The organism is Streptomyces calvus (assembly GCF_006782915.1).
GTDB lineage: Bacteria > Actinomycetota > Actinomycetes > Streptomycetales > Streptomycetaceae > Streptomyces > Streptomyces calvus.
Window position 1 is genome coordinate 155,575 of sequence record NZ_VCNP01000054.1, and the last position, 20,942, is coordinate 176,516.

The following is a 20,942-nucleotide window of genomic DNA, read 5'->3' on the forward strand; positions in this document are numbered from 1 at the left end:
CACCGGGCGCGCTGCGTACGAGCCCGCCCGGCCGGTGCGAACCACCGCGACACCCGGGGCGGGACCACCTGGTCGAAGGCCCCGACGGCCCCGCCCGCCCGCGCCCGGCGCGGACGGCGGGGCCGTCGCCGTGTCCGGGCGGCTGACGTCCTCGCGACCGCTCCTCGCGACCGCTCCTCCCGGAAGGCAACGGCAACTTCTCCTGTCGGAAGCATTGACGAAACCCCGGGCCGCTCCTACGGTCATCGCGTCGTACTTCGTACGTCATATATGAGACGCGATACGCGAGATCAGATACGCGACATCCGAGAGGCGCGCATGACCTCTGTGCCCACGCCGATCCCCTCCCGCACGCAGTACGTGCTGGAGGAGATCAAACGCCGCATACTCACCGGCCGGTTCACCCCGGGCCAGGCCCTGGTCGAGACCGATCTCGCCGCACAGTTCGGGGTCTCCAAGACCCCGGTGCGCGAGGCGCTCAAGACCCTGGCCGGCACCGGTCTGGTCGTGATGAGCCAGTACAAGGGCGTCACGGTGCGCATGGTCGACGCGGACATGGCGCGCGAGGTCTACGACGTGCGGCTGCTCCTGGAACCCGAGGCGCTCAAGCGCGCCGTCCGGCGCGGCGCCTCCCTGGACGCCGCCCGCGAGGCGCTGACCCGGGCCGACGAGGCCACCGACACCGCCGAACGCTCCCTGGCCAACCGCGAGTTCCACCGCGCCCTGTACGTGCCGTGCGGCAACCCGCTGCTCGCCCGGATGCTCGACGAGGTGCGCGACCAGGCCGCCCTCGTCTCGGCCGTCGCCTGGGCCGCCGACCCCTCCTGGGAGCGGGAGGCGAGCGAGCACCGCGACATCCTGCGGCTCGCCCTCGACGGCGACTCCGACGGCGCGGCGCGCGCCCTGCACTCGCACATCGCGTCGTTCGTGCGACGGGCGTTCCCCGAAGCGAGGTTCGACACCCCGCAGGCCCAGGGCGCCCCGGAAGCCCAGAAAGAGGACGGTCAGGCATGACAACGACGTTCGAGACCCAGCGGGCGGCGCTGGCCGACGTGGTGGCGATCCCGGTGACCCCGTTCGCCGAGGACGGCACGGTCGACCCCGGCACCTACCGGGCCCTGCTGCGTCGTCTCCTCGACGGTGGCATCACGACCCTCACGCCCAACGGCAACACCGGCGAGTTCTACGCCCTGACGCCCGAAGAGCGCCGCCTGGTCACCGAGTTGACCGTCGACGAGGCCGGCGGGCGCTCGGTGATCCTGGTCGGTGTGGGCCACGACGTGCCCACCGCCGTCGCCTCCGCACGGCACGCCCGGGAACTGGGCGCGCAGATGGTGATGGTGCACCAGCCCGTCCACCCCTACGTCTCGCAGAGCGGCTGGGTCGACTACCACCGCGCGATCGCCGAGGCGGTGCCCGAACTCGGCGTCGTCCCCTACATCCGCAACGCGCAGCTGACCGGCGCCCGCCTCGCCGAACTCGCCGACGCCTGCCCCAACGTCATCGGCGTCAAGTACGCGGTGCCGGACGCCACCAGATTCGCCGCCTTCGCCCGCGACGCGGGACTCGAACGCTTCGTGTGGGTCGCCGGTCTCGCCGAGCCGTACGCCCCGTCCTACTTCTCCGCGGGCGCCACCGGCTTCACCTCCGGACTGGTCAACGTCGCCCCGTCCGTCTCGCTGAACATGATCGAGGCGCTGCGTTCCGGCGACTACCCGACCGCCATGAAGGTGTGGGAGCAGATCCGCCGCTTCGAGGAACTGCGCGCCGCCAACGGCTCCGCCAACAACGTCACCGTCGTCAAGGAGGCCCTCGCCTCCCTCGGCCTGTGCCGCCGCGAGGTCCGCCCGCCGAGCAGGCCCCTGCCGGAGAGCGAGCGCGCCGAGGTCGCCGCCATCGCCGCGGGGTGGTCCATATGAGCCACGCCGACGAGCGGCGCAAGCGGCCCGAGGAACTGCGCAGCCACCAGTGGTACGGCAGCGGCGTCGCGTCCGGGCTGCGCTCCTTCAGTCACCGCGCCCGCACCCGCCAGCTCGGCTACCTGCCCGAGGAGCACCTGGGCAAGCCCGTCATCGCGATCCTCAACACCTGGTCCGACATCAACCCCTGCCACGTCCACCTGCGCGACCGCGCGCAGGCCGTCAAGCGCGGGGTGTGGCAGGCGGGCGGCTTCCCGCTGGAGTTCCCGGTCTCCACCCTCAGCGAGACCTTCCAGAAGCCGACCCCCATGCTCTACCGCAACCTCCTCGCCATGGAGACCGAGGAGCTGCTGCGCTCCTACCCGGTCGACGGGGCGGTCCTGATGGGCGGCTGCGACAAGTCCACGCCCGCGCTGCTGATGGGCGCGGCCAGCGCCGGCCTGCCGGCCGTGTTCGTGCCGGCCGGGCCGATGCTGCCGGGGCACTGGCGCAACGAGGTCCTCGGCTCCGGCACCGACATGTGGAAGTACTGGGACGACCGGCGGGCCGGCGTCATCGGCGACTGCGAGATGCAGGAGCTGGAGAGCGGCCTGGCCCGCTCGCCCGGCCACTGCATGACCATGGGCACGGCGTCCACGCTGACCGCCGCGGCCGAGGCGCTCGGCGTCACGGTGCCGGGCGCGTCCAGCATCCCGGCCGTCGACTCCGGGCACGACCGGATGGCCGCACGGGCGGGCATGACGATCGTCGACCTGGTGCACCGGGACCGCAGGATCGGCGACATCCTCACCGCGGACGCGTTCGAGGACGCGGTGACGACCGTCCTCGGACTCGGCGGTTCCACCAACGCCGTGATCCACCTGATCGCCATGGCCGGCCGCGCGGGCGTCCGGCTCACCCTCGACGACTTCGACCGCATCGCCCGCACCGTCCCGGTACTGGCCAACGTCCGGCCCGGCGGACAGACGTACCTGATGGAGGACTTCCACTTCGCGGGCGGGCTGCCCGGGTTCCTCTCCCGGATCCCGGACCTGCTCCACCTGGACCGGCCCACCGTCTGCCACGACACCCTGCGCGAGCAGATCGCCGGCGCGCAGGTCCACGACGACGACGTCATCCGGCCCCGCGACAACCCGGTCGCCGCCGAGGGCGGCGTGGCCGTGCTGCGCGGCAACCTCTGCCCGGACGGCGCCGTCATCAAGCACATCGCCGCCGAACCGCACCTGCTCAAGCACACCGGTCCCGCCGTCGTCTTCGACGACTACAAGCAGATGCAGCGGACCATCAACGACCCGGCGCTGAACATCACGGCCGACAGCGTGCTCGTGCTGCGCAACGCCGGCCCCAAGGGCGGCCCGGGCATGCCCGAGTACGGGATGCTGCCGCTGCCCGACCACCTGCTCAAGCAGGGGGTGCGGGACATGGTGCGGATCTCCGACGCCCGGATGAGCGGCACCAGTTACGGCGCCTGCGTCCTGCACATCGCCCCCGAGTCGTACGTCGGCGGACCGCTGGCGCTGGTGCGCACCGGCGACCCCATCACCCTCGACGTGGAGAACCGCACCCTGCGCCTCGACGTGGACGACGAGGAGCTGGAGCGCCGCAGGGCGCAGTGGACACCGCCGCCGGTCCGTTACGAACGCGGCTACGGCGCGCTCTACAACGAGCAGATCACCCAGGCCGACACCGGCTGCGACTTCGAGTTCCTCGCCCGCCCGGGCACCGTCCAGGATCCGTACGCCGGCTGACCCGCCGTTCGCCGACGGAACCCCGCACACACACGAAGAAAGCGCTTCCCCCGCTCAGGCACCACCACAGCACGACGTACCGAGAACGGAGAACAGTCATGGCCCAAGCCGCAGCCGTGGCGAAACCGCCCGCGCCACCCCGGCGGCGCCGTGCCTCCGCCACGCCCCGCAGGCTCCCCTACCTGCTGATCGCGCCGGCCGCCCTGCTCATGCTGGGTTTCATCGCCTACCCGGTCATCAGCGTCTTCTACTACAGCCTGCAGAACTACAACCCCACCAAGCCGTGGCGGAACGGCTACGCGGGCTTCGACAACTTCACCCGCATCTTCACCGACGACCCGCTGTTCTGGGACACGCTGGTCTTCAGCGCCAAGTGGGTGTTCGTCGAGGTCGGCCTGCAACTGCTGTTCGGCCTGGCGCTCGCCCTCATCGTCAACCAGACCTTCGTCGGCCGCGGCCTCGGCCGTGCCCTGGTCTTCTCGCCGTGGGCCGTCTCCGGCGTGCTGACCTCCGCGATCTGGGTGCTGCTCTACAACTCCCAGACCGGCATCACCCGTTACCTCGCGGACATGGGCATCGGCGACTACGGCGTCAGCTGGCTGTCGGACACCTCCACGGTCTTCCCCGCGGTGGTCGTCGCCGACCTGTGGCGCGGCGTGCCCTTCTTCGCGATCCTCATCCTCGCCGACCTCCAGTCCGTCTCCAAGGACCTCTACGAGGCCGCCGAGGTCGACGGGGCCAGCCGCATCAAGCAGTTCTGGCACATCACGCTGCCGCACCTGAAGGACGCCATCATCCTGTCCACGCTGCTGCGCGCGGTGTGGGAGTTCAACAACGTCGACCTGCTCTACACGCTGACCGGCGGCGGACCCGCGGGCGAGACCACGACGCTGCCGCTGTACATCGCCAACACCTCGGTGGACGCACACAACTTCGGCTACGCGTCGGCCCTGACCACGGTCGCGTTCGTGATCCTGCTCTTCTGCTCGATGGTCTACCTGCGGCTGAGCAAGTTCGGAGGCGAAAGCAAGTGATCACCAAAGAGGCCACGCAGGCCGCCCCCGCCCCCGCGCCCACCGCCCCCGAACCGCCCCGCCCGAACAAGCGCCGCCGGGCCTGGGACGAGGCGCCCCGCTGGCAGATCTACCTTCCGCTGGGCATCTACCTCGTCTTCACCCTGATCCCGTTCTACTGGATCCTGCTCTTCGCGCTGCGCCCGGCCGGCTCGACCTCGCTGGTGCCCTGGCCGATGACGTTCGTCCACTTCGAGAAGGTGTGGACGGACCGCAGCTTCGGCACCTTCTTCTACAACAGCGTCCTGGTCGGCGTCGCCACGCTGATCATGACCACGCTGGTCGCGCTGGCCGGCGGCTACGCCCTCGCCCGGTTCGACTTCCGGATCAAGCGGGGCTTCATGCTGGCCCTGCTCTGCTCCCAGTTCGTGCCCGGCGCGCTGCTGCTGGTCCCGCTGTTCGAGATCTTCGCCGAACTGCAGATGATCAACTCCCTCGGCAGCGTCATCATCGCCGAGACGGTCTTCCAGCTGCCGCTGTCGATGATCCTGATCAGCAACTTCATCAAGAACGTGCCGTACTCCCTGGAGGAGGCCGCCTGGGTCGACGGCTGCAACCGCATGCGGGCCTTCCGCGTGGTGGTGCTGCCGCTGCTGCGGCCCGGCCTGATCGCCGTCGGCTCCTTCGCCTTCGTCCACTCCTGGAACCACTTCCTGTTCGCCCTGATGTTCCTCAACAACCAGGAGAAGCAGACCATCCCGGTCGGCCTGAACACCCTGATGAGCGCGGACAGCGTCGACCTCGGCGCGCTCGCCGCGGGCGGCATCATCGCGGCCGTCCCCGTCGTGATCGTCTTCGCCTTCATCCAGAAGTGGCTGATCACCGGGTTCAGCGCGGGGGCGGTGAAGGGATGACGCAACCGCCGACCGCCCCCGGCGCCCCGCTCCCGGTCGTCCTCGCCGGCGCCCGCGGCCACGGCCGCTGGCACGTGGAGAACATCCGCCGGCTCCAGGACCGCGGCATCGTACGGCTCGTGGGCATCTGCGAGCTCAGCCCGCTCACCGAGGACGAGTTCGGCGGTGAACTCCCCGAGCAGTCGTCCGACTTCGGGGCCCTGCTGGACTCCACCGGCGCCCGGATCGCGGTGATCTGCACCCCGATCCCCACCCACACCGACCTGGCCCTGACGGCCGCCGAGCGGGGCGTGCACCTCCTGCTGGAGAAGCCGCCGGCACCGTCGTACGCCGAGTTCCGGCGGATGGCCGACGGGGTCGCCGCGGCGGGCGTCGCCTGCCAGATCGGCTTCCAGTCGCTCGGCTCGCACGCCGTGCCCGCGATCCGGGAGCTGGTCTCCGGGGGCGCCGTCGGCCGGGTGGTCGGCGTCGGCGGGGCCGGCGCCTGGGTGCGGCCCGAGGCGTACTTCCGGCGCGCCCCCTGGGCGGGCCGGCGGCGGCTGAACGGCGTCGACGTGATCGACGGGGCGCTGACCAACCCGCTCGCCCACGCCGTCGCCACCGCGCTCGCGCTCGCCGGCAGCACCCGCGCCGAGGACGTCACCGGCATCGAGACCGAACTGCTGCGCGCCAACGACATCGAGTCGGACGACACCTCCTGCGTACGGATCTCCACCGTGCGCGGCGGGCCGGTCACCGTTGCCGCGACGCTCTGCGCGGAGCGGGCCGACGAGCCGTACGTCCTGGTGCACGGCACCAGCGGGCGGATCACCTTCTGGTACAAGCAGGACCGCGTCCTGGTCCAGCGCGCCGACCACGGCCCCGAGGAGCTGCGGTTCGACCGCACCGACCTGCTGGAGGACCTCGTCGCCCACCTCACCGGCGGCACCCCGCTGCTGGTCACGCCCGACACGACGGGCGCGTTCATGAAGGTCGTCGAGGCGATCCGGCAGGCCCCCGACCCGGCCCCGCTGCCCGCCGGCACCTGGCACCGCGTCCCCGGCGAGGAGCGGCGCGTCGTGCCCGGCGTGGACGGCCTGGTCGCGGCCGCCGCCGACACCCTGTCCCTCTACTCCGAACTCGGCGCCCCCTGGGCGCTGCCCGTCCCGCACCCGCCGAAAGAGGTGAGCACCCGATGACCGGCAACGACTCCCTGGTCCTGCGCGTCGCGGGCCGGCCCGTCGGCCGGTACGTCACCCGGCCCGAACTGCCGGCCCGGCTCTCCCCGCGGCCGTACCTGCACCCGGTCACCACCCTGGCCGGCACGGCGGTCACCGAACTGAGCCCCGCCGACCACGCACACCACCTCGGCGTCGGTGTCGCCGTTCCCGACGTCGAGGGGTTCAACTTCTGGGGCGGACGCACCTACGTCCGTGACCAGGGGCCGACCGAGCTGGACAACCACGGCTGCCAGCGGCACACCGCCTTCCAGCTGCGCGACCCCGACGGGTTCGTGGAGGAGCTGCGCTGGGTGGCGGCGCCGGGCGAGCTGCTGCGCGAGCGCCGCACGGTGGCGGCCACCGAACTCACCGGCACCGCCTGGGTGCTGGACCTCACCTTCTCGCTCACCAACGTCACCTCCGCCGCACTCTCCGTCGGCAGCCCGGCCACCAACGGCCGTCCCGGCGCGGCCTACGGCGGCTTCTTCTGGCGGGCCCGCAAGGAGGAGACGGCACCGGACGTCTTCACCGCCGGCGCCGAGGGCGTCGACGCGGTGCACGGCCGTCCCGCCGACTGGCTGGCGCTCGCCGGAACGACGTGGACGCTGGTCTTCGCCGGTGCCACCGCGCCGACCCGGCGCGACCCCTGGTTCGTGCGCACCGGCGAGTACCCGGGCGTCGGCTCCTCCCTCGCCCACGAGGCACGGCTGCCGGTCCCGCCCGGCGAGACCGTGGTCCGTCGGGTCGTCACCGTCGTCGCCGACGGCCGGCTCGGCCGCGACGAGGCCGCCGCCCTGGTCCGCAAGGCGGTGAGCCCGTGACCGGCGCAGAACCCACCTACCGCAACCCGGTCCTGAACGCCGACTGGTCCGACCCGGACGTGATCCGCGTCGGCGACGACTTCTACCTGACCGCCTCCAGCTTCGGCCGCGTCCCCGGACTGCCGCTGCTGCACTCCCGGAACCTGGTCGACTGGACCCTCGTCGGCCATGCCCTGGAACGCCTCGAACCCGAGGCCGAGTTCGCGGTGCCCCGTCACGACTGCGGTGTCTGGGCGCCGTCCCTGCGCCACCACGACGACCGGTTCTGGATCTTCTGGGGCGACCCCGACCAGGGCATCTTCCAGATCAACGCCCCCGCGATCCGCGGCCCGTGGACCCGGCCCCATCTGGTGAAGGCCGGCAAGGGCCTGATCGACCCGTGCCCGCTGTGGGACGACGAGACCGGCGAGGCGTACCTCGTGCACGCCTGGGCGAAGTCCCGCAGCGGCGTCAAGAACCGCCTCACCGGGCACCGGATGCACCCGCACGGCACCGAACTCCTCGACGAGGGCAAGGTGATCGTCGACGCCGACCGCATCCCCGGCTGGTTCACCCTGGAGGGCCCCAAGCTCTACCGGCACGACGGCTGGTTCTGGATCCTCGCGCCCGCCGGGGGAGTGGAGACCGGCTGGCAGGGCGCCTTCCGCTCGCGCGACTTCTTCGGGCCGTACGAGGAGCGGGTCGTCCTCGAACAGAAGGACACCGACGTCAACGGCCCCCACCAGGGCGCCTGGGTGCGCACCCCGTCCGGCGAGGACTGGTTCCTGCACTTCCAGCAGCGCGGGGCGTACGGCAGGGTGGTCCACCTCCAGCCGATGCGCTGGGACACGGACGGCTGGCCGGTCCTCGGCGACGACGGCGCCCCCGTCGCCGCTCACCGCCGCCCGGACCTGCCGGCGCAGCCGCCGGCCGCGCCGGCCACCGACGACGACTTCCCCGGCGGACGGTACGGCCGCCAGTGGCAGTGGGCCGCCAACCCCCGGGACGGCTGGGCGACCCAGCACTCGGCGGACGGGCTGCGGCTGACGTGCGTGCGCTCCGCCGACGCGGACGACCTGCGCAAGGTGCCCAACGTCCTCACCCAGCGGCTGCCCGGCACCCCCTGCACCGTCGAGGTGGAGCTGCGGCTCGACGGCGCGGAAGCCGGGGCGCGCGCCGGACTGGCGGTCCTCGGCGACGCGTACTGCTGGATCGGGCTCGAGCGGGGCGCGGACGGCGCGGTGCGCCTGGTGCACCGGTTCGCCGAGGCCGTCGCCGACAGGGAACGCGACGCCGGCCACCCGCGCCCCGCTCCCGAGGGCCGGGCACGGCTGCGCATCGACATCGGCGCCGGCGCGCGCTGCCGGTTCTCCGCCGACACCGGCGACGGCTTCCGCCCCTCCGGTCAGGTTTTCGCCGCCACTCCGTGGCGCTGGGTCGGAGCCCTGCTCGGCCTGGTCGCCCTGGCGCCCACCGGTCAGGGACACGCCGGTGCCGCCACGTTCACGCGGTTCCGGATCGGCGCCCGGGCGCACGGCTGACCACCGCCGGACCGCCGCGACAGACCCCCCACAACTTCATAACCCGTTGGATCCCGAAGAAGAGAGCCGACCAATGAAGATCAGCATGCGCAGAAGCAGCACAGGCAGGCGCCGGACGTCGGCCGCCGTCGCCCTGGGGGCCGTGCTCGCCCTGACCGCCACCGCCTGCGGTGACGACGGCAGCGGCGCGGCCGGGGACGAGGGCGCCGAGGGCAGCGGCAAGGGCAAGATCATCTTCTGGGACAACAACGGTGGTGTCCGCACCGACATCTGGAAGCAGATCATCGCCGACTTCGAGAAGGCCAACCCGGACATCGACGTCCAGTACGTCGGCATCGCCGCCACCGAGTACCAGTCCAAGGTCGACACCGCCATCCAGGGCGGCGGCCTGCCCGACGTCGGCGGCATCAGCGCGTCCATGCTCGCCGGCTTCGCCGCCCAGGGGGCGCTCGACCCGCTGGACGACCGGATCGCCGAGTCCCCGCTCGACGGCAAGCTCAACAAGGACATGGTCGAGTCGCTGCGGGCCGCCGGCGGCGGCGACGACCAGCTGTACTCGGTGCCCACCTCGGCCAACAACGGCGTCCTCTACTACCGCACCGACCTGTTCGAGAAGGCGGGCCTGGAGGAGCCGTCCACCTGGGACCGCTTCTTCGAGGCCGCGGAGAAGCTCACCGACGAGGACAAGAACGAGTTCGGCTACACCATCCGCGGCGGCGCCGGCTCCATCGCCCAGGCCCTGGACGCGATGTACGGCCAGTCCGGCATCACCTCGTTCTGGGACTCCACCGGCAAGAAGACCACGGTCAACGACCCGAAGAACGTCGAGGCGCTGGAGAAGTACGCCGCCCTGTTCAAGAAGGCCACGCCCGCGGCCGACCTGAACAACGACTTCACCAAGATGGTCGCGCAGTGGGACTCCGGCCAGATCGGCATGCTCAACCACAACCTGGGCTCCTACCAGGACCACGTGAAGGCGCTCGGCGAGGACAAGTTCCGCGGCATTCCGCAGCCCACCGGGCCCGGCGGGAAGCGCGTCCAGGTCTCCAACCCGGTCGACGGCATCGGCCTGTTCAAGAGCTCCAAGAACAAGGAGGCCGCCTGGAAGTTCATCGAGTTCGCCACCTCGGCGCCGTCCAACTCGAAGTTCAACGAGTCGGCCGGCCAGGTGCCCGCGCACGCGGACGCGGCGAAGGACGACTGGATCGCCGAGGCCGAGCCGACGAAGCTGGCGGCGGACGCGCTGAGCGACGGGTCCACGACCATCGTGCAGCTGCCGTACTACCTGCCGGACTGGAACACCATCTCCAAGGCGGACAACGAGCCGAACTTCCAGAAGGTGCTCCTCGGTGACATGAGCGCCAAGGAGTTCCTGGACAACCTGGCCGAGCAGCTGAACGAGGCGAAGGCCGAGTGGGACGAGCAGATGGCCTGATCCCGCGCTCGCCGGGGGCGGCCCGTCCCGGTGCGGGCCGCGGGCCGTCCCGGGCGGGCCGCGCCCTTCGCGGCGGAGCCGCGGAGCACCGTCGCCCGGCGCCCCGAGAGGGCGCTCCCTCCCCGTCGAAAGGCACAGCCGTTGTCCCTCACGCGCAGACAGGCCGCCGCCGCGGGCCTGGCTCTCCCGCTGGGCCTCGCCGCGGCCGGCACGGCGCAGGCCGCTCCCGGTCCCCGCTCCCGGACCCTCCACATCGCCGGTGACTCCACCGCCGCGCAGAAGTACGCCGACGCCGCGCCCGAGACCGGGTGGGGTATGGCGCTGCCGTTCCTGCTCAACCGGCGGCTGGACGTCGCCAACCACGCCGTCAACGGGCGGAGTTCGAAGAGCTTCGTCGACGAGGGCAGGCTGGACGCGGTCCTCGCCGTGATCCGGGCCGGTGACCTGCTGGTCGTGCAGTTCGCGCACAACGACGAGAAGGCCGAGGACCCGAGCCGCCACACCGAACCCTGGACCACGTACCAGGAGTACCTGCGGATGTACGTCGACGGCGCGCGGGCCCGCGGCGCGCACCCCGTGCTGGCCACCCCGGTGGAGCGGCGGCGGTTCGACGCGGCCGGACGGGCCGTGCCGAGCCACGGCGAGTACCCGGCGGCGATGCGGGCGCTGGCCGAGCGGGAGCGGGTCCCGCTGCTGGACGTCCAGGCGCTGTCGCTGGCGCTGTGGCAGCGGCTCGGGGCCGAGGAGACCAAGACGTACTTCAACTGGACGGCGACCGAGCAGGACAACACGCACTTCAATCCGCCGGGCGCGATCGCCGTGGCGCGGCTTGTCGCCCGGGAGCTGCTGCGCACCCGGGTGCTCGCCCCGCGCGACGTGCGGCGGCTGGAGGAGGAGATCCCGCAGTCGTGGATCACCTGGCCGGAGGCCGCCGCGTAACACCCCTGGACCACGAAGGAGAGCCGCACCGTGAACAGACCGATATGGCATGGGCATGCCATTACCAGAGCCGCCTCGCTGGCCGGCTGCACCGCCCTCGTGCTGGCCCTGACCGGCACCGGCGCCCAGGCGCACTCCCCCGCGCACCACCCCGACCCCGCCCGCCAGACGCTGGGCGCCGGCGACGGCTGGGCCGCCCACGGCACCGGCACCACCGGCGGCGCGGACGCCGACGCCGAGCACGTGTACACCGTCACCGACTGGGCCGGGTTCAAGGCGGCCCTGACGGCCGGCGGCACGGCGCCGAGGATCATCAAGGTGAAGGGGACCATCGACGCGGTCTCCCAGGGCTGCGAGGCGTTCGCCGCGCCCGGCTACGACTTCGACGCCTACCTGGAGAAGTACGCGCCGGAGACCTGGGGCCTGGAGCAGGACCTGAGCGCCGAGCCCGACGACAGCCCGGAAGGACTGCGCAGGGCCTCCGCCGCCCGGCAGGACACCGCCATCAAGGCGAACATCCCGGCCGACACCACCATCATCGGCGTCGGCCGGAACGCCGGCATCAAGGGCGCCAGCCTGCAGATCCGCGGCGTCGACAACGTCATCGTCCGCAACCTCACCCTGGAGAGCCCGGTCGACTGCTTCCCCCAGTGGGACCCGACCGACGGCAGCAAGGGCAACTGGAACTCCGAGTACGACACCGCCGTCGTGTACGGCTCCACCCACGTCTGGCTGGACCACAACACCTTCACCGACGGCGAGCACCCCGACAGCGAGGCCCCGACGTACTTCGGCATGCTGTACCAGCAGCACGACGGCGAACTGGACATCGTCCGGGGCGCGAACTACGTCACCGCCTCCTGGAACGTCTTCACCGAGCACGACAAGACGATCCTGATCGGCAACAGCGACGGCGAGTCCACCGCCGTCGGCGACCGGGGCAAACTCAAGGCCACCTTCCACCACAACCTGTTCTCGAACCTGGTCGAGCGCGCGCCGCGGGTCCGCTTCGGACAGGTCGACGTGTACAACAACCACTTCGTCGCCGACGCCGGCTACTCCTACAGCTTCGGCATCGGCAAGGAGTCCCAGCTCGTCGCCGAGCACAACGCGTTCACGCTGCCCGAGGGCATCAGCCCGGCGAAGATCCTCAAGCGCTGGAACGACTCACCGCTCACCGCCGCGCACAACCGCGTCAACGGCCGGAGCACCGACCTCATCGCCGTGCACAACGCGGAGATCCCGCAGGAGACCCTGCGCTCCGGCGCCGGATGGACCCCCGCCCTGCGCGCCGCCGTCCACCCGGCCCGTGCCGTCCCGGCCCTGGTGAAGCACCACGCGGGCGCCGGCCGCGTCCGCTGACCCTCCCGGCAGCCGGCCGGGGCGGCCCGCTCCCCGCCCCCACCCACGGGGGTGCGCACCGCCCCGGCCCTCACCGTCCCCGAAGGAGCACCCGCATGCCCTCCTCCCCAGGCCCGCTGTCCCTGTCCCGCAGGGGCTTCCTGCTCGCCGGCGCCACGGCCGGCACCGCCCTCGCCCTGTCCGCCGCCCCCGCCCCGGCCGGCGGCCGGCCCGGCGGCCCGTTCGGCCGGTACGGCTCGCCCGCCGCCCGCCTCACCCCCAGGACCCTGTACGTCCACCCCGGCGGCGCCGGTGACTTCACCTCCGTGCAGGCCGCGGTCACCGCCGCGACCGGCGTCGGACGCGTCCTCGTCATCGCGCCCGGCGTCTACCGGGAGACGGTCACGGTCGACGCCGACCGCACCGACATGACCTGGCTCGGCGCCTCCGAGAACCCCCGCGACGTGGTGATCGTCTACAACAACGCGGCCGGCACCCCCAAGCCCGGCGGCGGCACCCTCGGCACCTCCGGCTCCGCCACCACCACCCTGCGCCCCGACGGCTTCACCGCCCGCTGGATCACCTTCGCCAACGACTGGCTGCGCGGCGACATCCCCGGCACCACCGGCACCCAGGCCGTCGCGCTCAAGGTGCAGGGCGACCGCAGCGCCTTCGTCCACTGCCGGTTCCTCGGCCACCAGGACACCCTGTACGCCGACTCCCTCTCCCTGGACGTCTTCGCCCGCCAGTACTTCGCCCACTGCTACGCCGAGGGCGACGTCGACTTCGTCTTCGGCCGGGCCACCGCCGTCTTCGCGCACTGCCACTTCCGCACCCTGGTACGCCCCGACCTCACGGCCGCGCCGTACGGCTTCGTCTTCGCGCCGTCCACCGCCGGCGCCAACCCGCGCGGCTACCTGGTCACCCGCAGCCGGATCAGCAGCGAGGCCCCCGACGGCCACTACAAGCTGGCCCGCCCCTGGGTGCCCAGCTCCGACCGCACCGCCCGCCCGATGCTCACCGTCCGCGAGACCCACCTGAGCGCCGGCATCGACGCGGCCGAGCCGTACGCCACCATGGCGAGCGGCTACCCCTGGCAGGACCAGCGCTTCGCCGAGTACCGCAACACCGGCCCCGGCGCCGTGATCACCGTCCCCGAGAACCGGCCCCAGCTCACCCGCGCCGAGGCCGCCTCCCACACCCCGGCCGACCACCTCGGCGACTGGCGGCCCCGTGTCTAGCGCGGCGCGCCCGGGACGACGGGCGTTCGTCACCGGGGCCGCCGCCGCGGCCCTCGCCGCGGGCGCCGGGAGCAGCCGGGCGGCCGAACCCGTCGGCGGCAACCTGCCGCACTTCCACCCCGCCCTCAAGGACGACCTGCGGTTCCCGCTCGCCTGGGGCACCTCGCCCGAACGGGACTTCGCCGCCTGGCGCCGGGCGGCCCGCGCCCAGGTCGAGGAACTGCTGTTCACCGACCGGCAGGACGACACCCCGTATGCGCCGGAGTTCACCGCGGGCGTCCGGGCCGGCGGCTGCACACGGCAGTCGGTGACCCTCTCCCTCACCCGGTACGAACGGGTCCGCGGCTCGCTGCTCACCCCGCACGGCCGCGGACCCTTCCCCGCGGTGCTCCTGCTGCACGACCACGGGTCGAAGTTCGACATCGGGAAGGAGAAACTCGTCCGGCCCTGGCACGACGACACCCGTCTCGCCTCCGCGCAGGCCTGGGCCGACCGGTACTTCGACGGACGGTTCGTCGGCGACGAACTCGCCCGGCGCGGCTATGTGGTGCTGTGCCTGGACGCGCTCGGCTGGGGCGACCGCGGGCCCCTCGCCTACGAGCAGCAGCAGGCCCTGGCGAGCAACCTCTACCACCTGGGCTCCTCGCCCGCCGGGCTGATGGCGCGCGAGGACCAGCGGGCCGCCGCCTTCCTGGCGAGCCTGGACCGGGTGGACGGACGCCGGGTCGCCGCCGTCGGGTTCTCCATGGGCGGCTACCGCGCCTGGCAGGTCGCCGCCCTCAGCGACGACATCGCGGCGGCGGCGAGCGTGTGCTGGATGACGGGCCTGAAGGAGATGATGGTCCCCGGCAACAACACGCTGCGCGGCCAGTCGGCGTTCCACATGCTCCACCCGGGGCTCTCCCGGCACCTGGACATCCCCGACGTGGCGAGCATCGCCGCGCCCCGGCCGATGCTGTTCTTCCACGGCGGCCAGGACACCCTGTTCACCGCCGACGGGGTGCGGGTGGCCCACGAGAAGCTGCGCGCCGTGTGGCGCTCGCGCGGCGCCGAGGAGCGGCTGCGGCTGAAGACGTGGCCGGAGTACGGCCACGTCTTCAATTCCGCGATGCAGGACGAGGTGTACGCCTGGCTCGACGCCGTGGTGTGAGCCGGCGCGGCTCAGTGCCGTACCGGCCGGACCGACTCCAGGGTGGGCACCACGGGTTCGATGCTGCCGTCGGCCGCGAACTCCAGGCGGTCGACGGTGGTCTCCCGGTGGGTGCCGTCGCCGCCGGGCCGGCCGGGGCCGTTCAGCGCGAACCGGTGGTAGACGACGTACCAGTCGTCGGTGCCGGGGGCGTTGACCACGGAGTGGTGGCCGGTGCCGAGGATGCCGTACTCGGGGCGCTTGGACAGGATGGTGCCCCGCTCGGTCCACGGGCCGAGCGGGGACGGCCCGGTCGCGTAGGCCACGTGGTAGTTCTCGCTGCGGGTGTCGTCCTCGGACCACATGAAGTAGTAGGTGCCGTGGCGCTTCACCACGAAGGAGCCCTCGCGGAAGTCCGTCGGGGTGATGTCCTTCACCCGCGAGGCGTCGAAGGACACCATGTCGTCGTGGAGCGGGACCACGTAGCCGCGCCCGTTGCCCCAGTACAGGTACGAGCGGCCGTCGTCGTCGGTGAACACGGCCGGGTCGATCATCTGGCCGCTGAACTGCCCCTTGCCGATGAGTGGTTCGCCCAGCGCGTCCTTGAACGGGCCGGCCGGCGCGTCGGCCACCGCCACGCCGATCTGCTGTTCGGCGCAGAAGTAGAAGTAGTACCTGCCGTCGCGTTCGGCGATCGCCGGCGCCCAGGCGTTCCGGTCGGCCCAGGACACGTCCGGCCCGAGGTCCAGGATCACGCCGTGGTCCGTCCAGTGCACCAGGTCCTTCGACGAGTAGGCCTTGAACCGCGTGCCGCCCCAGCCCGGGAAGCCGTCGGTCGTCGGGTAGATCCAGTAGCGGCCGTCCAGGTACCGCACGTCGGGGTCGGCGTTGAGGCCGGGCAGGACGGGACTGCGGGTGGGCACCGCCTCGACGGTCCAGGTGCGCCGGGTGCCGTCGGCGGCCGTCACCGTGTACGTCTGCGGCGCGCGGAAGTCACGGCGGGCACCGGCCCTCGGGCTGACCGTCGCGCCCTCGCCGGTCCACAGGGTCGGCGCGAGGCGCCGCAGGTCCGCGTCCGGTTCCATCGGCAGGACCACCTTGCCGGTCTCCTCGCTGACGACCGCGTACCCCTTCTGGCCGGGCGCGGTGGCGTCCACGATCGACGTGGGGCTCCGCGGGTAGGCGGCGAGCAGTCGGTCGTACTCGGCCTGCGTGACCGGGATGACGGTGCCGTGCCGCGGGCTCGCGGGCAGTTGGTAGTCCGTCGACGGGGTCCACGTGCCGGAGGCGAGGTCGGTGGTCTCGAAGGGGAGGTAGCCCCGGCCGCCGTACTCGTCGACGAACAGGTACCACTTCTCCTCGGTGTTCGACTTGAACACCGTCGGCCCCTCGCCCCGCTCCATGGCGCCGCGGCCGATGCAGTCGGAGACGAAGTCGTAGGAGGTGTCGGTCAGCGAGGTGGACTTCTCGCCGGTGATGAACTTGGAGCAGGGCGAGCCGGAGGACGGGTCGCGTTCGTCCTTGGTGTAGCGGTAGTAGGTGTCGTCGTGCCGGACGACGGTGGAGTCGATGACCGAGTAGCCCGGGTCGTTCCAGATCTTCGGCTCGCTGAACGTGCGGAAGTCCTTCGTGGTCGCGTACAGCATCCTGTTGTACGTCGAGCCGGTGTGGTCCGGGTCGTCGTCGGCGTACAGCTTGGACGCCCAGAAGACGACGTAGGCGTCGAGTTCGTCGTCCCAGTAGGCCTCCGGCGCCCAGGTGTTGCCCGCGTTGTCGGGGGAGACCTCGACCAGGCGCTGGTCGGTCCAGTGGACCAGGTCGGTGGACTCCCACACCATGATCGACTTGCTGCCGTGCCGCTGGACCTCGTCCCAGCTGCCGCTGCTGTTCCGGTACATCCGCAGGTCGGTGGCGATCATGTAGAACCGGTCGCCCTCGGGGGAGCGGATCACGAACGGGTCGCGCAGCCCCTTCTCGCCGATGGTCGACGTCAGCACCGGCTCGCCGCCGTTCAGTTCGCGCCAGTGCAGGGCGTCGTTGCCGCGGCTGAGGGCGTAGCGGATCTGCTCGCCGTCCGCGGTGCCCTCGCCGGTGAAGTAGGCGAAGAGGTAGCCGGCGTACGTGGGCTGCTTCACGGGCGGTGCTCCGGGGTGTGCGGTGGCCGGCGGGGCGGCGAGGAGGGTGAGCAGGAGAGCGAGGGCCGCGAGGCAGGCCCGGGCGGCGAGGGACGGGAGCCGGGGGACGAGAAGCGTGCGGCGGGCGATGAGGCGGCGCATGAGGCTTCCTGTCGGAGTGTGAGGGATTCTGTTGGGTTGGCGTGCCCTCGGAGTGTCACCAGTGGAGCGGGGGCCGTCAACCGGTGCGTCGGGGGCCGGACGCACCGAAAGTTTTCGGCTGTTTTCGCTGTTCGCAGCCTCGGACAAGCGGGAGCGCCCCGCCGGTTCCGACCGGCGGGGCGCCCTTGGTTCACGTGCTCGGCGGGCTCAGTCGTAGCTGATGTCCGAGGCCGAGAACGTGCAGTACTTTCCGTCCGGGCCCGAGCCGAGGTCCTTCGGCTCCTTGCCCGAGTTGTTGCCCTCGTAGCGGGTGCAGGTCTTGATCTTCTTCTTGCTGTCGCCGTGGATGCGGATCTCCGACAGCGTGGCCGTGTCGCCGTAGTTGGTGTTGATGCCGACCAGAGACTTGCCGGGCGCGGTGACGTCGATGTCCTTCAGCACGATCGTGCGCTTGTACTGCTTCTTGCAGTTGCCGCAGGAGCGCACCAGCTTGCCGAAGTCCTCCACCTGGAAGCCGCTCACCGTGAGCGTGCCGGCGCCGTTGAACTGGAGCACCTTGTCGTCGGCCTTCCTCGCGCCGCCGCCGACCACCCGGTACTGCGCCGACGACGACGTGCCCTTGAAGCTGGCGGCGTCCTCGCCGACGTCCAGCCACCACACGTTCTCAAGCGTGCAACTGCCCTTGCAGTGCACGCCGTCGGCGGCCGGGGTGCCGATGATCACGTTCTTCAGCGTGGCGCCGTCGGCCAGCTCGAAGATCGGGTCCTGGCCCTCGTCCTGGCCGTCGCCGCCGAGGTCGCCGGTGCCGTAGTACTTCTTCATGCCGCCGTCGTGGACGCCGGAGACGGGGACGGTCTTCGAGACCGGCTTGCTGCCGGTGTCGGAGGGCCAGGAGGCGGCGGCGCCCGCGGTGGACAGCATCGACGAGGTGACGATCGCCGCGCCCGTGAGGCCGAGCGCGGAGACACCGGCGATCACGGCCCGCCGCCTGGTGCTGCGGCGGCGGTGGGAGGCGCGCTGTTCGGGTTGTGCAGTCATCGCAATGTCCTTGCGTGCGGGGGGTGTTTGCGTCTTCTGGTCGCCGCCGGGGCCGACGGGGTTGCCGCCGTCCGCGATCTTTTTCCGCGGCCCTGCCGCGTGCCTTCGTTCGAGTGGGGAGCGTCACGAGGTCGGACGGGTGCTCGCGTGACGTCCGATCGGTTCGCCTGGCGCGACGGGGTCGCGTGGCCGACTCCTGACCGGATCGAGGAAGTCGCGAGCGGCTCCACGACTGGTCGCTGCCCGCACTTCCTCGGCCTCGACGGCTTCCACCTTCACGCCCGGGGCCGTTCCGAGTGCACGGCGGAGCACTTCGTTGCTTTCACCGACGTCGCCGCAGCCGTCAACTGCTGCCGCTGCCTTGCCGACTGCTCGACGGGTGCGCACCCGTCCCTTCGTCGGGCAGGGCGGACAAGGGGGCGGGGCCGGCAGCCGGGGCGGGGCGGTGGGCGAGGTCGGGAAGGACGGTGGCCAGGCCGACCAGCGCCAGGACCGCGCCGAGCCAGAGCGGAGCGCGCAGGCCCCAGGTTTCGATCACCACGGCGCCGATGGAGGAACCGAGGATGATGCCGAGGGTGATGAAGGAGGAGTGCACGGTGTTGACCAGCGGTCCGGCGTTGCCGGTGCGCTGGACGCGGGTCACCATGGCCGGGTTCATGGTGACGCCGGCCAAACCGATGCCCATCATGCAGATGACGGCCGCGGCGGGCACGTCGGCGAGGAGGGCGAAGCCCGTGAGGAACACCGTGTTGAGGGCGAGGCCGACGGCGAGCACCGGGACGGTGTGCCCGTCGGCGAAGCGGCCGACGACGCTGTTGCCGATCACGGTGGCGGCGCCGTAGGCGACGAGCAGCAGGGGGACGGTGCCGGTGGAGAAGCCGGTGACGCCGGTGAGGATGGGGTTGAAATAGCTGAAGGCGGAGAAGGTGGCACCGATGATCAGTGTGCTGCTGGACAGCACCAGCCACATCCTGGGCTTCCTGAAGACGCCGGCCTCCTGGCGGAATCCGCCGCCGCCCTCCGCCCGCTCGATGCGGGGCACGCCGAACAGGGTGGCCACGGCCGCGATCACGGTGATCAGGGTGATGGTCCAGAACGCGGCGCGCCAGCCGAACCGTTCGCCGACCAGGGTGGAGACGGGCAGCCCGAGCAAGGTGCCGAGCATGAGGCCGTTCATCGCGACGGCGATCGCGCGGCCACGGATCTCGGGGCGGGTGATCTGGGCGCACATCGAGATGCCCACGCCGAAGAATGCCTGGGAGGCGATGCCGGTGATGATCCGCGCGGCCATCATCGTGCCGTAGCCGGTCGCGGTGGCGGCCAGGACGTTGCCGGTGAGGAAGACGGTGAACAGCACCATCAGCGCCGTACGCGGTGGGAACCGCATCAGGGCCGCGGTCAGGAAGGGGCCGCCGGCGGCCATGGCCACCGCGAAGGCGGTGATGAGGTAGCCGATCCGGGAGACGGTCGTGTTCAGTCCTTCGGCCATCTGCGGCATCAGCCCGGCGACCACGAACTCGCTGGTCACCATGGCGAAGATGCCGAGTGCCAGGACGTAAACGGCACGAGGCACGGTTCGTGCTCCTTCGAGGTTCATTATGGATTGATCAGTTCAAAACTCGGGTGTGCTTCGGCGCGGCCTCCGGTGGTGTGTGCCGTCAGCCGGTGAGTGCGTCCAAGGTGATGTCGGCGATCGACTCCAGTGCGGCCCGGTCGGCGCCGCCCTGGCTGGAGATGCGCATGCCGGCGATCGCCGCGTTGACGAAGCGGGCAAGTGCCCCGGCGTCGCGAGGGGATGTGATGCTGCCGTCCCGCTGCCCCTCCTCGAGCACCGCGCGCAGTGCCGTCAGCCGACGCCGTGTGTCGCGCTCCAGCATGTCCGCCGCCTGCGGGTCCCGGGCGACCAGCTCGACCGTGGTGTTCACGGTCAGACAGCCGGGGCCGCGTCCGCCCGTCCGGTGTGCGGTCTCGGCGTCGACGACCATGGCGAACAGGGTGCGCAGCCGTTCGGCGGCGCTGAGCCGCGTGTCCTCCATCACGGCCAGCTGGGAGGTCGTCATGGAGTCGATGTAACGGGAGAGTGCGCGCTCGAAGAGGTCGTGCTTGCTCTTGAACGTGTTGTAGATACTGCTGCGCCCCAGCCCTGTGGCGTCGCACAGGTCCTGTGTGGAGGTGGCCTCGTAGCCCTTCTCCCAGAACGTGCGCATCGCCGCGTCCAGGGCGCCATCCTCGTCGAACGTCCTCGGTCGGGCCATGGTGGGACCTTAGCCGTTTTGGACCGTGCGTTGCAATACTCCTGGGGGAGCCCACTGCCACTGCGGCCGACCGTGTGCAGGTCCGGGAGGTCGACGGCGAAGCGGTCGGGCGGTTGCTGCGGATCATCCGCACGGGCACCGGCTTGGCGGTGAC

Annotated in this window: 17 protein-coding genes; 13 read left to right on the forward strand and 4 right to left on the reverse strand. The window is 71.7% G+C overall.

What is annotated here, in order from left to right:
• Positions 1-318 precede the first annotated feature (318 nt).
• From FGW31_RS26880 to FGW31_RS26940, 13 genes are all read left to right on the forward strand, one after another.
• Positions 319-1,014: a GntR family transcriptional regulator gene (locus tag FGW31_RS26880; protein WP_142196117.1), complete on the forward strand. Its 696-nt coding sequence runs from the start codon at positions 319-321 to the stop codon at positions 1,012-1,014.
• The gene (locus FGW31_RS26885) at positions 1,011-1,919 is read left to right on the forward strand and encodes a dihydrodipicolinate synthase family protein (protein ID WP_142196118.1); all 909 of its coding nucleotides are present in this window, start codon (positions 1,011-1,013) and stop codon (positions 1,917-1,919) included. Before FGW31_RS26880 ends, FGW31_RS26885 begins: the two co-directional genes overlap by 4 nt.
• The gene (araD, locus tag FGW31_RS26890; RefSeq protein ID WP_142196119.1) at positions 1,916-3,667 is read left to right on the forward strand and encodes an L-arabinonate dehydratase; all 1,752 of its coding nucleotides are present in this window, start codon (positions 1,916-1,918) and stop codon (positions 3,665-3,667) included. The genes FGW31_RS26885 and araD overlap by 4 nt, the downstream gene beginning before the upstream one ends.
• Positions 3,668-3,765: 98 nt before the next feature.
• On the forward strand, positions 3,766-4,701 hold the full coding sequence (locus tag FGW31_RS26895) for a carbohydrate ABC transporter permease (RefSeq protein WP_142196120.1): 936 nt from the start codon (positions 3,766-3,768) through the stop codon (positions 4,699-4,701).
• Positions 4,698-5,594, forward strand: a complete 897-nt coding sequence (locus FGW31_RS26900) for a carbohydrate ABC transporter permease (RefSeq protein WP_142196121.1) — start codon at positions 4,698-4,700, stop codon at positions 5,592-5,594. Before FGW31_RS26895 ends, FGW31_RS26900 begins: the two co-directional genes overlap by 4 nt.
• Complete coding sequence (locus FGW31_RS26905; protein WP_142196122.1) at positions 5,591-6,772, forward strand: Gfo/Idh/MocA family protein; 1,182 nt, start codon at positions 5,591-5,593, stop codon at positions 6,770-6,772. Before FGW31_RS26900 ends, FGW31_RS26905 begins: the two co-directional genes overlap by 4 nt.
• On the forward strand, positions 6,769-7,614 hold the full coding sequence (locus FGW31_RS26910; RefSeq protein ID WP_142196123.1) for a DUF6807 domain-containing protein: 846 nt from the start codon (positions 6,769-6,771) through the stop codon (positions 7,612-7,614). Before FGW31_RS26905 ends, FGW31_RS26910 begins: the two co-directional genes overlap by 4 nt.
• A complete protein-coding gene (locus FGW31_RS26915; RefSeq protein WP_142196124.1) occupies positions 7,611-9,134 on the forward strand; it encodes a glycoside hydrolase family 43 protein in 1,524 nt (507 codons plus the stop codon). Before FGW31_RS26910 ends, FGW31_RS26915 begins: the two co-directional genes overlap by 4 nt.
• 73 nt (positions 9,135-9,207) lie before the next feature.
• Complete coding sequence (locus tag FGW31_RS26920; RefSeq protein ID WP_142196125.1) at positions 9,208-10,569, forward strand: ABC transporter substrate-binding protein; 1,362 nt, start codon at positions 9,208-9,210, stop codon at positions 10,567-10,569.
• Positions 10,570-10,710: 141 nt separating this feature from the next.
• Positions 10,711-11,508, forward strand: coding sequence for a rhamnogalacturonan acetylesterase (locus tag FGW31_RS26925; RefSeq protein WP_142196126.1), 798 nt, complete (start codon positions 10,711-10,713; stop codon positions 11,506-11,508).
• A gap of 30 nt (positions 11,509-11,538) precedes the next feature.
• The gene (locus tag FGW31_RS26930) at positions 11,539-12,870 is read left to right on the forward strand and encodes a pectate lyase family protein (RefSeq protein ID WP_142196127.1); all 1,332 of its coding nucleotides are present in this window, start codon (positions 11,539-11,541) and stop codon (positions 12,868-12,870) included.
• Positions 12,871-12,965: 95 nt separating this feature from the next.
• Entirely contained in the window at positions 12,966-14,090 is a 1,125-nt protein-coding gene (locus FGW31_RS26935; protein ID WP_142196128.1) for a pectinesterase family protein, read from the forward strand.
• Complete coding sequence (locus FGW31_RS26940; RefSeq protein ID WP_142196129.1) at positions 14,083-15,240, forward strand: dienelactone hydrolase family protein; 1,158 nt, start codon at positions 14,083-14,085, stop codon at positions 15,238-15,240. The genes FGW31_RS26935 and FGW31_RS26940 overlap by 8 nt, the downstream gene beginning before the upstream one ends.
• 11 nt (positions 15,241-15,251) lie before the next feature.
• Here the strand turns inward: FGW31_RS26940 and FGW31_RS26945 are convergent, their stop codons facing one another.
• The 4 genes from FGW31_RS26945 to FGW31_RS26960 form a co-directional block, all read right to left on the reverse strand.
• Complete coding sequence (locus tag FGW31_RS26945) at positions 15,252-17,495, reverse strand: family 43 glycosylhydrolase (RefSeq protein ID WP_142196130.1); 2,244 nt, start codon at positions 17,493-17,495, stop codon at positions 15,252-15,254.
• A 207-nt stretch (positions 17,496-17,702) separates the two neighbouring features.
• Complete coding sequence (locus FGW31_RS26950; RefSeq protein ID WP_142196131.1) at positions 17,703-18,533, reverse strand: pectate lyase; 831 nt, start codon at positions 18,531-18,533, stop codon at positions 17,703-17,705.
• 343 nt (positions 18,534-18,876) lie between these two features.
• Complete coding sequence (locus FGW31_RS26955; RefSeq protein WP_142196132.1) at positions 18,877-20,106, reverse strand: MFS transporter; 1,230 nt, start codon at positions 20,104-20,106, stop codon at positions 18,877-18,879.
• Positions 20,107-20,191: 85 nt separating this feature from the next.
• Positions 20,192-20,788: a TetR/AcrR family transcriptional regulator gene (locus FGW31_RS26960; protein ID WP_142196133.1), complete on the reverse strand. Its 597-nt coding sequence runs from the start codon at positions 20,786-20,788 to the stop codon at positions 20,192-20,194.
• Positions 20,789-20,942 lie beyond the last annotated feature (154 nt).

Bases quoted from the DNA above. Each gene is read 5' to 3' on its own strand.
- FGW31_RS26920 (WP_142196125.1), top strand. From the start codon at position 9,208: ATGAAGATCAGCATGCGCAGAAGCAGCACAGGCAGGCGCCGGACGTCG.
- FGW31_RS26960 (WP_142196133.1), bottom strand. From the start codon at position 20,788: ATGGCCCGACCGAGGACGTTCGACGAGGATGGCGCCCTGGACGCGGCG.
- araD (WP_142196119.1), top strand. From the start codon at position 1,916: ATGAGCCACGCCGACGAGCGGCGCAAGCGGCCCGAGGAACTGCGCAGC.
- FGW31_RS26935 (WP_142196128.1), top strand. From the start codon at position 12,966: ATGCCCTCCTCCCCAGGCCCGCTGTCCCTGTCCCGCAGGGGCTTCCTG.
- FGW31_RS26885 (WP_142196118.1), top strand. From the start codon at position 1,011: ATGACAACGACGTTCGAGACCCAGCGGGCGGCGCTGGCCGACGTGGTG.
- FGW31_RS26880 (WP_142196117.1), top strand. From the start codon at position 319: ATGACCTCTGTGCCCACGCCGATCCCCTCCCGCACGCAGTACGTGCTG.
- FGW31_RS26895 (WP_142196120.1), top strand. From the start codon at position 3,766: ATGGCCCAAGCCGCAGCCGTGGCGAAACCGCCCGCGCCACCCCGGCGG.
- FGW31_RS26950 (WP_142196131.1), bottom strand. From the start codon at position 18,533: ATGACTGCACAACCCGAACAGCGCGCCTCCCACCGCCGCCGCAGCACC.
- FGW31_RS26945 (WP_142196130.1), bottom strand. From the start codon at position 17,495: ATGCGCCGCCTCATCGCCCGCCGCACGCTTCTCGTCCCCCGGCTCCCG.
- FGW31_RS26910 (WP_142196123.1), top strand. From the start codon at position 6,769: ATGACCGGCAACGACTCCCTGGTCCTGCGCGTCGCGGGCCGGCCCGTC.
- FGW31_RS26905 (WP_142196122.1), top strand. From the start codon at position 5,591: ATGACGCAACCGCCGACCGCCCCCGGCGCCCCGCTCCCGGTCGTCCTC.